At 40.4% G+C, this 14,819-nt stretch carries 12 protein-coding genes; 5 read left to right on the top strand and 7 right to left on the bottom strand.

From position 1 onward, the window contains the following. Nucleotides 1-258: 258 nt before the first annotated feature. Nucleotides 259-2,100: an extracellular solute-binding protein gene (locus GBI66_RS11700; RefSeq protein WP_151716226.1), complete on the bottom strand. Its 1,842-nt coding sequence runs from the start codon at nt 2,098-2,100 to the stop codon at nt 259-261. 6 nt (nt 2,101-2,106) lie between these two features. Next, nucleotides 2,107-5,361: a LysM peptidoglycan-binding domain-containing protein gene (locus GBI66_RS11695; protein WP_151716225.1), complete on the bottom strand. Its 3,255-nt coding sequence runs from the start codon at nt 5,359-5,361 to the stop codon at nt 2,107-2,109. Between the two features lie 532 nt (nt 5,362-5,893). On the opposite strand from GBI66_RS11695, the gene dnaQ reads away from it, so the two are divergent. The 3 genes from dnaQ (at nt 5,894) to nudC (ending at nt 9,769) form a co-directional block, all read left to right on the top strand. Beyond that, a complete protein-coding gene (dnaQ, locus tag GBI66_RS11690) occupies nt 5,894-7,252 on the top strand; it encodes a DNA polymerase III subunit epsilon (RefSeq protein WP_151716224.1) in 1,359 nt (452 codons plus the stop codon). A 127-nt stretch (nt 7,253-7,379) separates the two neighbouring features. After that, a complete protein-coding gene (locus GBI66_RS11685; protein ID WP_151716223.1) occupies nt 7,380-9,026 on the top strand; it encodes a chemotaxis protein in 1,647 nt (548 codons plus the stop codon). After that, the gene (gene nudC / locus GBI66_RS11680; RefSeq protein WP_005183912.1) at nt 9,026-9,769 is read left to right on the top strand and encodes an NAD(+) diphosphatase; all 744 of its coding nucleotides are present in this window, start codon (nt 9,026-9,028) and stop codon (nt 9,767-9,769) included. The genes GBI66_RS11685 and nudC overlap by 1 nt, the downstream gene beginning before the upstream one ends. A gap of 65 nt (nt 9,770-9,834) precedes the next feature. Here nudC and GBI66_RS11675 read toward each other — a convergent pair whose 3' ends face one another. Continuing rightward, nucleotides 9,835-10,320, bottom strand: coding sequence for a hypothetical protein (locus tag GBI66_RS11675; protein WP_228267295.1), 486 nt, complete (start codon nt 10,318-10,320; stop codon nt 9,835-9,837). A gap of 208 nt (nt 10,321-10,528) precedes the next feature. Between GBI66_RS11675 and GBI66_RS11670 the strand changes: the two genes are divergently transcribed. Then, entirely contained in the window at nt 10,529-10,792 is a 264-nt protein-coding gene (locus tag GBI66_RS11670; protein ID WP_151716221.1) for a helix-turn-helix domain-containing protein, read from the top strand. A gap of 99 nt (nt 10,793-10,891) precedes the next feature. Here GBI66_RS11670 and GBI66_RS11665 read toward each other — a convergent pair whose 3' ends face one another. From GBI66_RS11665 to GBI66_RS11650, 4 genes are all read right to left on the bottom strand, one after another. Beyond that, a complete protein-coding gene (locus GBI66_RS11665) occupies nt 10,892-11,764 on the bottom strand; it encodes an alpha/beta hydrolase (protein ID WP_151716220.1) in 873 nt (290 codons plus the stop codon). Nucleotides 11,765-11,767: 3 nt separating this feature from the next. Further along, complete coding sequence (locus tag GBI66_RS11660) at nt 11,768-12,478, bottom strand: BON domain-containing protein (protein ID WP_151716219.1); 711 nt, start codon at nt 12,476-12,478, stop codon at nt 11,768-11,770. Nucleotides 12,479-12,549: 71 nt separating this feature from the next. Then, entirely contained in the window at nt 12,550-12,954 is a 405-nt protein-coding gene (locus GBI66_RS11655; protein WP_005183923.1) for a YraN family protein, read from the bottom strand. 12 nt (nt 12,955-12,966) lie between these two features. Then, complete coding sequence (locus GBI66_RS11650; RefSeq protein ID WP_151716218.1) at nt 12,967-13,899, bottom strand: penicillin-binding protein activator; 933 nt, start codon at nt 13,897-13,899, stop codon at nt 12,967-12,969. A gap of 16 nt (nt 13,900-13,915) precedes the next feature. Here GBI66_RS11650 and rsmI point away from each other — a divergent pair, with 16 nt between their 5' ends. Next, nucleotides 13,916-14,758 carry a 16S rRNA (cytidine(1402)-2'-O)-methyltransferase gene (gene rsmI, locus GBI66_RS11645; RefSeq protein ID WP_005183927.1) on the top strand — a complete coding sequence of 281 codons (843 nt, stop codon included), beginning with the start codon at nt 13,916-13,918 and terminating at the stop codon, nt 14,756-14,758. Nucleotides 14,759-14,819 lie beyond the last annotated feature (61 nt).

The raw sequence follows: 14,819 nt of genomic DNA, 5'->3' as shown, positions 1-14,819 counted from the left end.
ATGAAATCTAACATGAGATAAAATACGCGGAAACGTCATCCACAACCTGCATGTTTTAAACAAGATAATGTTTTTGCGAAATAATAAAAGAGGTCCAATAAGTAAACAGGTTTTGTGGATGACAATGCCTTTGGTTACTTTGGGCGAAACCAAAGTAACTCCAGCTGAAAGCTTATCCTGAAATAAAGATGAGAACTCGGTAAGACTCCGTTATATTAATCTAACGACTTCATCAAACGCTAGTCAAAACCATTCAAATTAATGCTTTTGTATAGACTGCTCCTGTTTCTTAACCTTATCTGTATCCACCCACCAATACTCCCATCCTACAGAAAGTTTCGGCTTAACCGAAGGCTGCTGATAGATATCCCAGTAGGCAAACCAACGTTCAGGTTTTCCATAAGTCAAAATTTGGTAATATCCTGCACGTAATAAACGATCGAGCACTCGCGTGTACAACACCACTTCTTCGCGTGTTTTTGCCGCTACAATTTTCGCGATCATCTGATCAATCACAGGATTCTTGATCCCTGAATAATTATAATTGCCTGCCTCATCTGCAGCAGCACTTCCCCAGAATTGAGCTTGTTCTTTTCCTGGGGTTAAAGTCTGGGGCAATTTCAACACCATCATATCAAAATCTTGATGACGAATCCGTTCCATATATTGTGGTACATCCACCTGCCGTAGTTGAACCTGAATACCCAAACGCTTCAAATTCCGCACAAAGGGCATTAATTCACGCTGTGGGTTTTCCTGTTGCATCAACAATTCAATTCGAATGGCTTTACCCGTTCGATCATATAACTGTCCATTGCGAATTAGATAACCAGCATCTTTTAAAATGTGTTGTGCGGTCAATAAATTCTGCCGATTGAAACCGCTGCCATCGGAAACAGGATAGCGCCAATCAGCCAAAATACCTTGTCGCATCACTGGATTGAATTGGCCCAAATATGGCTTTAATACATTTAATTCAGCAGCACTCGGGCGACCAGTTGCAGCTAAATCAGTATTATCAAAGTAACTTTGTAACCGTCTATTTTGATTAAAGAACAGTGCCTTATTTTGCCACTCAAAATCATAAGCGTAGGTTAATGCCTGACGCAGATAAATATCATTGAGTGGCGCACGGCGGATATTAAACACCAAGCTTTGGATATCTAGAGGAGTACCTAACTGTGCTTTATACTTTTTGACTAAACCTGATTTCGCTGCTGGAAAGTTATAGGCTGTGACCCAATTACGGATATTTTTTTCTTCGTACAAATTGAATTGTCGAGATTTAAACCCTTCAAAACTCACATCTAAATTTCGATAATACACATATTTCAGTCGATCAAAATTATAGCGGCCTTTGTTTACTAGCAAATCTTTGCCCCAATAATTTGGACTGCGCTTATAGCTAATACTACGCCCTGCATCTATACGATCCACCACATAAGGACCTGAACCGACAATCGGTTGAAGGGTGACACGACCAAAATCCTTATTTTTCCAATCCAATTTTGAGTAGATCGGCAGGCTCGCTACAATCAGTGGCATTTCCACATTGTTCTTAGACTTAAAAATAAATTTGATTTGATGTTTAGCTAACACTTCAGTTTTAGCCAAATCTGACAAATACATTTGAAAACCTAGATTGGCTTTGGTCTGATAAGTATCGAAGGTAAATTTCACATCTTCAGCAGTTACAGGCTGACCATTATTGAATCGTGCTTGTGGATTCAAGTGAAAAGTTACTGATTGCAGCTGATCAGGATCATAACTGACCTTTTCTGCAAGCAGCGGATACATCACACGCGGCTCGTCCAGCGAACGATCCATCAAACTATCAAATAAATAATTGACGCCTTCGGTTGAACTGCCCTTGCCATTCATGCTGTTTAAATTATCAAATGTCCCTAAACTCGATTGGCTCAGTGTACCACCCTTCGGTGCATTCGCATTGGCATAAGGCATCACCTTCAACTGTGCATATTTAGGCTGTACATGCATCGCCAAATACGGCGTGGTTTGCATCACTGCAAATGAAGACTGAGCAAAAAGGCTTAGTCCAGCGTATAGACTAAGCCTTTTGATTAAGCGTAAATGAATCATTTACAATTACAGGTTAGGCACTTTAATCACGTCACCAATACGTAACTGGGTACTTGGCGTTAAATCATTCATTTCTGCCAGCGCACCAGTATCTAAACCATAGCGGCTTGCCAAACCAATCAGCGTATCACCACGTTTTACTTTGTATTCACTCACTGTTTTAGGCACTGAAATACTTTGACCACGTTGCAGGCTTGCATTGGCTTTCAGATCATTTAGCTCAGCCAGTTCACGACCAGACATCCCAAAACGATTAGCAATACTGTTCAAAGACTCACCTGCTTTAACACTATATCTTTCAGTATTACGGCTTGGTGCTGATGCTTTTGGTGTTGTTTTGCTGTTGTCTACTTTTGCGGTTTCAGCTTTCGGCAAATCACCTGTCAATTTGAGCTTTTGCCCAATACGAACATTACTGCCGCGCGTTAAACCATTTAAACCAGCAACATAATCAAGCTGTAAATTATGACGACTCGCGATATTGCCTAAAGTATCACCAGATTTAACCGTATAAACATCAGGTGTAGCTTCTTCTCTCGATTTGCTCGTATTGCTTACAGTGGTTTTTGTAGGCACATCACCCGTCAATTTCAGACGTTGACCAACACGTACACCCGACGTTCTTTCCAAGCCATTTAGATCAGCAACATAGCTCAGTTGCAGATTGTACTTGGCTGCAATCGCATTCAAACTATCACCCGACTGCACCACATACTGATCAGGTACAGTTGAACCCGCAGGAATCTTGATGTTTTGACCCAAACGCACGCCGCTATTTGACTTTAAATTATTTAGCTCAGCCAACTCGCTCAAGCTAATTTTCGACTTGGTTGCAATACTTGATAAGGTGTCGCCACGCTGTACGGTATAACTTTCAGTTTTATAGTTAGTCGATGCACTTACATTTTCGTATTTTACGTTCGTCTTCGTTGGCTCAGATGTTTCCTGAGTCTGAGAAACTTCGTGTAACGGCACATTGATTTTTTGTCCAACGAACAAGCTACTGCTCGCAGTTAAACCAGAGGTCAAATCAGCTAATTCCTGATTCGACAATGCATAACGATCCGCAATCAGCTTTAAATATTCGCCACGCTTCACCGTATACGATTTGGTTGCAACTTTTTGAGTCGTTGTTGCCTTACTGTCAGTCGCACGCGCTGCCTGTTGCGTTGTACGGGTATTATTCTTTGGCTCAATCAATGTTAATTTTTGCCCAACGAACAAGCCATCAGTCACAGACAAATTATTATAATCCGCCAACTGTTTCAGAGTTAAATCAAAGCGTGAAGCCAAGTTGGTTAAACTATCACCCGACTGTACCACATAGCTCTCTGGCTTTTCAGCAGCTTTAGGTGCTTCTGGTTTGGCATCATATAAATATAAGCTTGCACCAACGAATAATGTACCGTTTGGATCAATCTGGTTCCACTTAGCAACATCACGCCAGTTCACGCCATTTTTTTGCGCAATCACCGCTAAGGTATCGCCCGGCTGTACCACATAGGTGCTGCGCTTGCCTTTCGGTGCAACAACGACAACATCTGTATCGGTTTTAATATATGGCTTGCCTTGGTTGCGTTTGGCGTCTTCACTGTTTGCAGTCGCAGTATCTTCAACCAAGTTTTTTGGATAAGAGAAGCCTCGACTCACCTCTTGACCTTTTTCATCAGCAACCGATTGACTGGTTTGAATCGCTGTCAATTTAATTTTGCCGTCGAATGGATCAACAATTTCTGTGCCTTTTGGTGCGATCGCCTTAATTTCTGCGACAACCTGATCTTTCTCAGCTTGAGTCGCTTGTGGCTCTAACACTTGTGCAACCGTTTCCTTTTTACCTTCTTCTTTAATTGCAGCTGTAATTTGCTCACGCTCTTTAGTAGAAATCGGCGGCTCAATTTTTACTGGTTTAACATTCGCAGCAGGTGTAATGGCAACAGGGATACGTGGTGCACTTGGTACGTCAGCTCCTGCGGCGAATGAAGCCAATGCATCCGAACCTCTAGGCGTATTGACTTTACGGGTACTGGTTGAAGAAGTTGTTGGACGTGTAGTATTACTTGCCGTTAAATTGGGTGGCGTTGCGGTGGATGTCGTAATACTTTGTCCACTATTGGTCGTTGTGCGAATCGTCGTTGAGCTATTCAACGGACTATTATTCATCGCAGGTGGGGTTTTATTGCTTGCCCAGAATCCGCCAGAGCTGGCCTTACCAGAACGTAATTTCGCATCAATCGAGGGACTTAAATCTGCTGGAATTAAAATCCGCATTGGGCTCATTGGGTCAACCATTTCGCCACGATACGCTGGATTCAGTGCATAGAGTTCAGCTCGGCTTAAGCCCGTAATCGATGCAATTTGATTGAGTTCCATTGGACCAGCCAGACTCACTTCACGGAAGTGAGGACGGTTTGCAATTGGCGGTAAACTCACACCATATGCACTTGGGTTTTTAATAATTTGAGCAACAGCCAAGAACCGTGGAACATAGTTCATGGTTTCTTGTGGAAGTTTCAATGACCAATAATCTGTTGGCAAACCTGCTGCACGGTTACGATTAATTGCCTGCTGAATACGACCTGGTCCCGCATTATATGCAGCTAATGCAAGTTCCCACGAACCAAACTGATTATATAAGCTACCAAAGAATTCATATGCTGCACGTGTCGATTCAACCACATCACGACGACCATCATACAGGCTGGTCTGTTGCAAACCATAAATACGCCCTGTACTTGGAATGAACTGCCATAAACCTGCTGCTGCTGCACTACTGGTTGCTGCAGGGTCATAAGAGCTTTCGATAATCGGTAGTAATGCCAATTCTGTCGGCATACCACGACGTTCAGCTTCTTTTACTGTGTGATATAAATAGCGGCTGGCACGCGCGCTTAAACGATCTAAATAAGGTTGACGCGAAATAAACCAGCTACGTTGTGCTTCAATTCGTGAATCCCAATGGTTCAAGTCCATCTTGAATCCAACCGTCATTCGCTTCCACACATCACCATGTTTCAGAACCAATAAACGGTCACCCTCTACAGCACGCATGTCCGTAGCAGAAAGTAAGTCTTCAAGTGAATCTAAACTGCTTGCATCTAAATAACCTGAACCAACTTGCTTTGAAGATGAAGTTTTACTTGATTGAGGTGTTGAAGAACAACCTGTGGTGATTCCCAACGCAACGAGAGCAGAAGTGAGTACAGTAATTTTGAATAATGATGTTGCAGATGTTTGCGACACCAATGTGCTCGATTTATACATAAAAACTTCCAGTCAACTCACGCTAGTTTATTTCTTAATTAGGGTCTATTGATGTTTCAACCATGCATTACGTTATAGGCTAAACCATTCAAATAAGGCATAGGACAAAGACAATCGCTACCCTTTGTCAAGTTTCACAACGCAGTTTGGAGAAGTTCTAGCCATGATCTGAACAAGCGCAAAGCACTGCTTTGATCACAGCACAAGGCACAACTCTTCTGTCATCTGTGAAACGTCAACAGACCTAGCCATTGTAGTAAAGCATGTCACTTAGACAAGGCAATAATTTAACGTGATTTGCATGGAAATGTTACAAGAAATTAAAAAAGATGAGTTTTGTAACGTTCAGACGCCAAATTTAGCTTTACAATAGCTGTTATTGTTATGGGGATGCTAAAATTCCCTGCTTATTTTAGTTCAAGTAAAAGTCCTATTCTTTTGTTATATGCTTAAGTAACACTTGGATATTGACCAGCCTTTTGTGCAATTAAAATATTCAACTTCTTATTCTGCTTATTGTTCAGGTTCAAATATGTCACAAACAATCACACTTTACGTTGATGGCGCATGCAAGGGTAACCCAGGTCTTGGGGGTTGGGGCGCGTATGTCATTACCGAACAAGGTGAACACAAGCTGTTTGGTGGCGAACCTGAAACAACCAATAACCGTATGGAGCTTCAAGCTGCGATCGAAGGCGTTTCTTTTTGCCCGACCGATGCCCGTTTAATTATTTGGACAGACTCCAATTACGTAAAACAAGGTATTACTGAATGGATTCATGGTTGGAAAAAGAAAAATTGGAAAGATGTTAAAAATCCTGATTTATGGCAGACACTAGATGCGGTCTGTGCTAACCGAGAGATCGAATGGAACTGGATTAAAGGCCATGCAGGACATGCGGGTAATGAAATGGCAGACCAATTGGCAAATTTAGGTGCAGAACAAATCGCTCAACAACTTAAATCACCAACACAGGCTAACGCTGATACAAAAAAGCCTGAATCCGATTGGCTCTTAAATGACCCTTTCGGATTAGATATTGATATGGATAGCGATGAAATGATCGAAGAATCAGAACTTGAAGAAGTCTTGGATAATATGGAAGATAACGCAGTATCAGATGAAGTGGCCGTCGAAGCAGCTCCATTAAATCAGCATCCAAATATTGTCATTACAGAAGCCAAAGTACATCTACAAGGCCCTCGCCAGCTCATCCTTGATACGGAAACCACAGGTTTTTATTATCAAGATGGCGACCGTATTATTGAAGTCGGTGCAATTGAAATGATCAACCGTAAACTCACGGGTAGTTCAATTCATATCTATATCAATCCAGAAAAACCTGTCGGTGACTCTGAAAATGTGCATGGTATCAGCGATGACTTCTTAAAAGACAAACCCAAATATGCTGAAATTTCAGATACGCTTTTTGCCTTCTTAAAAGGCGCTGAAATTATCGCGCATAACGCGACCTTCGATATGAACTTCTTAGATATGGAGTTCAAACGTGCTGGCTTACCGTTATTGTCTGAGGTTTGTGAGGTTACCGATACCTTGGCACTGGCCAAGAATAAGCACCCTGGTCAAAAGAACTCATTGGATGCTTTGGTACGCCGTTATGAAATTCCAGCGCGAGATCGTACTTTCCACGGTGCCTTACTCGATGCTGAAATCTTAGCCGATGTTTACCTTGCCATGACGGGTGGGCAAGTCTCATTTGATATGGATGCCCTTTCTCAAACAGAACAAAATCAAAATAAATCCACCCGCCTACGTGTCCAAGTTGACTTACCTGTGATTCAACCGTCTGAACATGAATTAAATGAACATGAGACCTGGGTCAAACAATTTGAGCAAAAACATGGAGAGCCTTGCCTTTTCGCAAAATAAATTTTCCAGTCAATGTAATTTTTTGTATTTCAAGGCTCTAAAGTTAAGTTATATTAACCTTTAAAGATTTAGGCCTCCTAAAAAAGGAGGTCCATGGATATAACAACTTAGGAAAGGTGTAGGTCATATGTCTTACCAAACCTCGATTCATTTCGACCCAACGGCATTATTAATAATAAAAAATGAAATCGACAACTCGATTAAATTGGTAGAAACAGCAGTCAATACCCTTGCCGAAGAACAAGCATTACCTTTCGGGATTGATGATGCGCTGAACCAATTTGAACAATGTACGCAAGTTCTCGCGTTAATTGATATGCCGCATTTATCACAAATTACTCAATACTCTGCCGAGCTGATGCGCAAAATTATGGCGCAACCACAGCAAATCCAAACCAATGATGTTATTGCGCTCAGTGAAGGCACTACGATGCTGAAGCGTTATATCGAATTCATTTGTTTACGTGAAGTAAAAGTTCCTCAATTCCTACTCGATACACTGAACCGTTTAGAAAAAGCCTTAGGTAAGCCACTGACCAAAGAAGGTCAAACGGTACAACCATTGCTTGAGTTCATTACCCCGAGTTTTAATTTGCCTCAAGCACCAAGCTTGGAACAATCACAATATATTCATCAACTTTATAAATTGTGTTTAAACAAGCTCATTAAGCAATCTGAAACCCCGCTTGATCTACAAGGGATCAAATTGGTCGGTGTTTATCTTGCAGGTTTAGCGACAGGTCAACCAAGTCAACAATACTGGCAGTTGGTCAATGTAGGCTTAAGCCATATTGATGAGCTTTCAATTACCGAAGCACGCTTACGCACGTTGATTCAAATTGAAACCAATATCGGTAAATTCCTCGCTCAATCAACTAGCTTTAAAAACAGCATTGCTGATCTTGCAGACATTCTATGTATTTGTATTAGCCAAGAAGATGATGTGTCACAGCATATTCGTGATCAACTCAATATTGGTGATGAGTTACTCAGCGATACACAGCTACAGGTATTAAGCCGCCATTTATATGGCCCTGACTACGAAACTGTGCACACGATTAGCCAGTTAATGACAGATGAGATGGCTCAAATCCGTAATGAGATTGAGTATAATCATCAAAATATGTCAGCTGAAAAAACCCAAGAACTGCAACAAAAGCTACACCAGCTTTCAAATGTTTTCAAAGTACTGAATCTCAATGAAGCAGCGCGAGAGTTAACTCAGCAAGCAGAAAAATTAAGCCAACCAAATACATTAACTGATGCGACTTCGGTACAACAGTTAATGAACAGTATTTTAGCTTCAATGAATTCGATTGGAATTTTGGAACGCAATTACACGTCTAGTCGTTTACAGTTACGTGTCAATAATATGCAGATCTCGCTTGATCGTTTAGATGAAGCACATAAAGCGTTACTGACTGAAACCAAAACACTGATTGATACTTTAACGCAAACCTTAAGTCTCTATGTGCAAGATCCTACAGCCCATAGCTTAGAAGCATTGCCAGTGTATCTAAAAGAGCTTTCTGGTGCTGCCCTGTTCTTGGGTAGTTCTGCGCAACAAACCGCTTTATTAGGTGCAGCGCACTTTGCTGAATCTCGCTTGGCACAAAATCAGCCTCTCGATGCAGAACAAATTAATTGCATCTTAAACGTTGTTGCAGGTTTGGATTTACTGGTTGAGAACTTAAAGAACAAGCAACCTGTATTGCAATCTATGTTTGATGTGGCATTATCAAACAGTCAGCAATTACAAACCATAGCCGCATAATGACTCAACTATCACTTGCTTATATTTTTCAACACCAAAAACTGTTAGTCGACCAAAACCTTCAACTTCCTCAAGTTGAGAAATTAGCAAGTGACCTCCCCATCCATCATAATGATCACGTCATTGCACGTGATCTACTTGAGCATGAATCTATTCCTGAAGGCTATCAATTAGTCCCAATTCGGGAATTGATTCAATCATGGTCAAGCAGCGATTTTTTACAAGCCAGCCGTGCAGTGCAGTTGCTTGAATGGCGACGTAACCACAAATTCTGTAGCCACTGTGGTCATGCCACGGAAATCCATCCTAAAGAATATGCCATGGTTTGCCCGAGTTGTGCTTACCATCAATACCCACGTGTGCAGCCTTGCATCATTACCATTATCACCAAAGGTAGTGATGAGATTTTGCTTGCCAAATCAGCGCATAACAAAAGTAATATGCATGGCTTGATTGCTGGTTTTGTCGAGGTGGGTGAAACATTGGAAGAGGCCGTGCAACGCGAGGCATTTGAAGAAGTTGGACTCAAACTTAAAAATATTCGTTATATGTCGAGTCAGCCTTGGCCGTTTCCAAGTAATTTAATGATTGCCTTTCATGCTGAATATGATTCAGGTGATATCCAATTACAGCTCGAGGAAATCAGTGAAGCGGCATTTTTTAAATTTGATCAACTTCCAGAAATTCCATTTAAAGGCAGTATTGCCCATAGCATGATTATGCAAATTATTGACAATGCATAAGTTGGTTAAACTCAAAGCATTTTAATAGTTCAAACTATTTGACGTCTAAAATGCTTTTCATCCGTCTATGCTTGTATATCATCAATAATTGCTTTCATTTGCTGTGAATCAATTAACAACGCTTCTGATAAATATTTTAAGGTATGTCTGACTTTCTCATCAGACCATTGTCGGTAGAACATAATCCTTAATGCTTGCTGGATGATCCAATCACGTGCTTGCATATCTAAAAGATCTGAAATATTCAATAATTGTGAGGAAATTGACTCTATTCCCCGACCAGAAACCATCTTCAGAATATTTTCAGCTAACTTTTGTTGTGCCAGCGGATAGCCACTAAACAATTGTTGAACGGCAGGATAAAGTATTTCCTCACATCGTCCGCTTTCATTGCGAGCTAAAAAATGAAATAGATTTGCCAATGTTGCAGGAACGACCTCCAGAGGAAACACCTCTGAATCAAGTGGTTGTGGTCGTAATAAAAAGCGAGCACTCACCTCCTCCTTAATCAAATCTTCTGCCCAATTTTTTACATCTTGATTGTGACTCATCTCTCCCACCATGCCTTCTCAATCTCTATTTGGAAGATACAAACGTTTCAGATCACAATTTCTCATGTCTATTTCTTGATTTTGGAACACGTTTAAATCATTTATTTTTTTCTTGACCTTCAACTCAGAGCTAGCAAGGTTCATATATTACTCCACATATTTTGTACCTATTTTGGGTAATTGGGTCAATTTACCATAAATAGGTACAATGACAAGTAGCATTCATACCAAAGAAATGAACATTTTGTGCCATTGGCTTAAAAGTCAGCGCAAAGTACAGAAATTAACTATGCGTGAATTAGCAATACGCATGGAAAAACCACATTCGTATGTACAAAAGGTAGAACAAGGTGAACGACGATTAGATGTGGTTGAATATATCTGGTATTGCAATGCGCTAAGAGTCGATCCACAAACTGGAATCCATCTGATTCTTGAAAATATACAATTTAGCGTTAAAAAAGAATCTTAGGAAAAAACCGCTATAGAATTTTAGTTATGCATCACTAAAACAAAAACCCGACTGCTAAAAATAGAAGTCGGGTTTTATTCACTCTCAATAACTTATCTTCTAAGGGTCTAATGCTTCATCGAGGAAATGCAAGATGGTCCGTTTAGTTTTGAAATAATGGCTCATCAAACTCGCTAACGTTGCGACAATGGTAATATGTCCCGTCTTTGGAATTACGGCAATATGACTATGATTGCCTTTTTCTCTGAGTGCTTTATCTAGATCAAAACTATTTTCTTTGCCAACCAACTGATCTTGTTCAGCCATCAGCAAATAATGTTTAATTTGATTCGGCTCGATAAAATAATACGGCATGACTTGCTGATACGATACTTTCTGATCAAAAGCATGTTCAGCTAAAGGATCACCCTTGTAGTCAAAGTGATAAGGTCCAGCCATCCCCACAATTGCTCGAATCTTATCTTTGTATTTAAAGTTTTGTGAATAAGCAGAATAGACCACAGACATCACATTAAAAGCACCCGCAGAATGCCCCATCAGAATGATATTATCGGTAGAAATATTCAGTTTATCTTGATTTTGACTTAAATAATGAATGGCTTGAGCAATATCATCAATAAAAGTCGGGAAGATATGTTCTGGTGCAAGATGATAGTTAATTACTGCAACATCATAACCTTCACGCGCAAACGTTTCCCCAATAAACAGATATTCGCGCTTGTTACCATGCTGCCAAGAGCCACCATGTACAAAGACGATAAGCGGTCTTTGCTTTTTAGGATTTTTAGTTCGATAGAGATCCAAACGCTGTCTTGCTTTCAATCCATAGGCAAGATGCTCTTCTTTTTCAAAGGTATCTTTTGGTGTAAGGTAATTGATCGAATAACTGGCAAAATCATAAAGGCGAAACTCCTGATAGAGGTTTTTCGCCTTTATTACATTTTCTTGTACTTGTTGAATAAGTTGCTTCATAAATTAAGGATTAGTTGGAGTAATGGCCGCAGGTTCCGCCTGATCAGGATCAATTGCAACAGGTGTCTCAACTAAAGGCTGTGTAGTTGCAGTGCCCACCATTGGTGTTGCTGCTGTTGAACTAGCGACAGTGCCTGAAGGTTGATCCGTATTGTCAATCAGTGTCACAATTTTAGTCACATTTCCAACTTTTTGTAAGACGTCATCTAAATCTCTTGATTCAGCTGTATTTAAACGTCCCATCACATACAACACACCATTTTCAGTATGCACAAGAACTTTGCTATCCGAAACAACAGGTGCTTTCATGAGCAAACCACGAGTATTTGCGGTCACCGTTGCATCTTGCATAATGGTGTTATAACCAACTTTATCGCCCACCGTAATATAGTTATGTACGGCTTTCACATCAGACATCGAACGTAAATTATCTTCAGCCAATTGTTTTAAATAAGGATCAGGTACTTGCCCTGTCAATAAAATATTGCTGTGGAAGCTTTCAATGTTAATGCGTGACTGTTTAAAACGGTGGTCTAATTTATACAAATTGATATTTGCAGTACGCTTGATTGAAGAGTCAATAAAAATCTGCCCTAGACTACGCTCACCACTATTCGTACCAACAGGTGAACTTCCTGTGCCGCCAGAAATAAAACTTGCACACCCTGATAAACTTGCAGCGCAAAGCAACGTAATCGATAACCGTTTTAACACTTGGCAAGACTCCCTATCCACAAACAAATTTGTTCAATTTTCAATATTTAGCTTTCCCCTAGATTCATCAATCAATCTAAAGTAAATGCATGCTTAATCCATTGCTGATCATACTGCAATTTTGAAAAATCTGGTTGTACTGTTTTTGCAATTTTCTGTGGAAAATCAAAACAAATCACATCAAAACGACAATCAAAGTCATAATAATGTGGATATTTTTGTAAAAACAATTGAGCTGTCTTAATTATTTTACTTTGCTGAGACTGAGAAATCACTTCACAAGCCTCGGCATAACTCCCCGCTGATCTGGCTTTGACTTCTACAAAGACCAGTTCATTGTCTCTTTTAACAATTAAGTCAATTTCACCATAACGCGAATGATAGTTTCGATCTACACATAAATAGTGCTGAGACTGCAAAAGAGCAAGCGCTGTTTGTTCAGCCCATTGCCCTAAGTCATGCTTTTGCTGTGACATATTTGCGCTATCTTACTTTAAGGCCTGAATTCCCTTTTTTTGTTGTTGGTAACAATAAGGCTGTCTGTATACCTTACCGTCCTTCACATCTATCGTCCCAGTTCGACCTTCAAAAGAAAAGTGTCGATCCGAACTATTCAAAAATTGCTGGCTAATACTCCACGAATCACCACCAAAGGCTAATAAACGTTGGAATGCCATATTCTCTGGTTGTTCTTTATACGCACTAATCACATCAGTCCACTGCCCATTATATAAAGCAGGCGTGTCACAAAAACTCAATCCCATTGGAATCGGCTTGTCCTGCTCAATACTCAGCGCCGTGGCATAAATATTTTTTTCAGGCAATGGCCCTAGTTGTTCTAACCACTGCTGATTGCCCAGTAATAATAATCCTTCTTTACGAGCAAGTTTCTTCGGTAGCTCATTCACAACATGAACATTGGAACCATACTCAGACATAAGTGCCATCATAAACAATTCTGTAGCAGACTCTGTTCCCGCTTGGCGCAACACCAATAAGTTTTTAATTTTGTCTTTCTTGAGTAATTGATTGAGTGCAATGGCATCGTGTTGCTTGGCTAAACTAAATTGCCACACATTGGTGGTTTGGGTATTTACATCATTGAGTGCCAACACGGGAATCGCTGGCTTGAGTTGCATCACTGTTTCAATTTCAGGGCGTGCCAGTGGCCCAACAATCAGTCGAGTCTTATTATTGACCCTTTTCTTAAAAATCGTATCGATGTTGTTTTTCGCAGAATCTACAAAAATGATTTTTTCTTTGCTGCCAGATGCTGTATAAGCGCTCAAGAAACCACGTTTGATGCTCTGACCAGCTCGCGCCATCGTACCAGATTCAGGTAGAATCACCAGTACGTCCGCATAAACTGGACTCACACATGCCGCCAAACATAGTAGCAGCCAATATTTTTTGTAATACATTAGGGAGTTACCTTTTATGAGTGCTCAATTATTTGTTGTAGCAACCCCGATTGGGCACTTAGATGACATGACCTTTCGTGCAATTGATATTTTAAAATCTGTATCGGTAGTTGCCGCAGAAGACACTCGTCAATCTGCTCAATTATTCAAACATTATAATATCTCAACTCCACTCACAGCGTGTCATGATCACAACGAAAGTAACAAAATTGATCAACTTCTCCAAAGAATGTTAAAAGGAGAAAATGTTGCATTAATCAGTGATGCTGGTACTCCCCTGATTAGCGACCCTGGTTTCAAGTTGGTTCGTGCAGCGCAAGAACATGGCATTCGTGTGATTCCAGTACCAGGTGCTTGTGCAGCAATTGCGGCATTAAGTGCAGTGGGCTTACCGAGTGACCGCTTTAGTTTTGAGGGTTTTTTACCATCGAAAGCATCGCAACGAATCAGCCAGCTTGAAAAGCTCAAGGATGAAACCCAGACCTTGATTTTCTACGAAGCACCTCATCGTATTTTGGACAGCATCAAAAATATGGTGCAAGTCTTTGGTGAAGACCGACCTGTAGGTTTTGCCCGTGAAATTACCAAAACTTTTGAAACCATCAAAAAAATGACTTTAAAAGAATTGGTTAGTTTTATCGAAAATGATCACAACCAAGAAAAGGGTGAAATTGTGGTTGTGGTCGGTGGAGCATCTGCGGAAAAAGATATGGAGCAGGATAAACTGGATGAGTTGTTAAAACGCTTATTACAGGATTTATCGGTAAAAGCGGCATCACAATTAGCTGCTGATTTGACGGGTATAAAAAAGAAAGTTGCGTACCAACGTGCTTTGGAACTCACCCAACAAGATGAATAAAACCTAAGGGGAGATTAAAAAATCTCCCCGTATCATCTCAATATGAAATAACAACAATGTG

This window comes from Acinetobacter sp. TUM15071 (genome assembly GCF_008980925.1).
In the GTDB taxonomy this organism is placed as follows: Bacteria; Pseudomonadota; Gammaproteobacteria; order Pseudomonadales; family Moraxellaceae; genus Acinetobacter; species Acinetobacter dispersus.
Note: the sequence above shows the minus strand (reverse complement) of the source record. Positions and strands in the feature narration are given on the sequence as shown.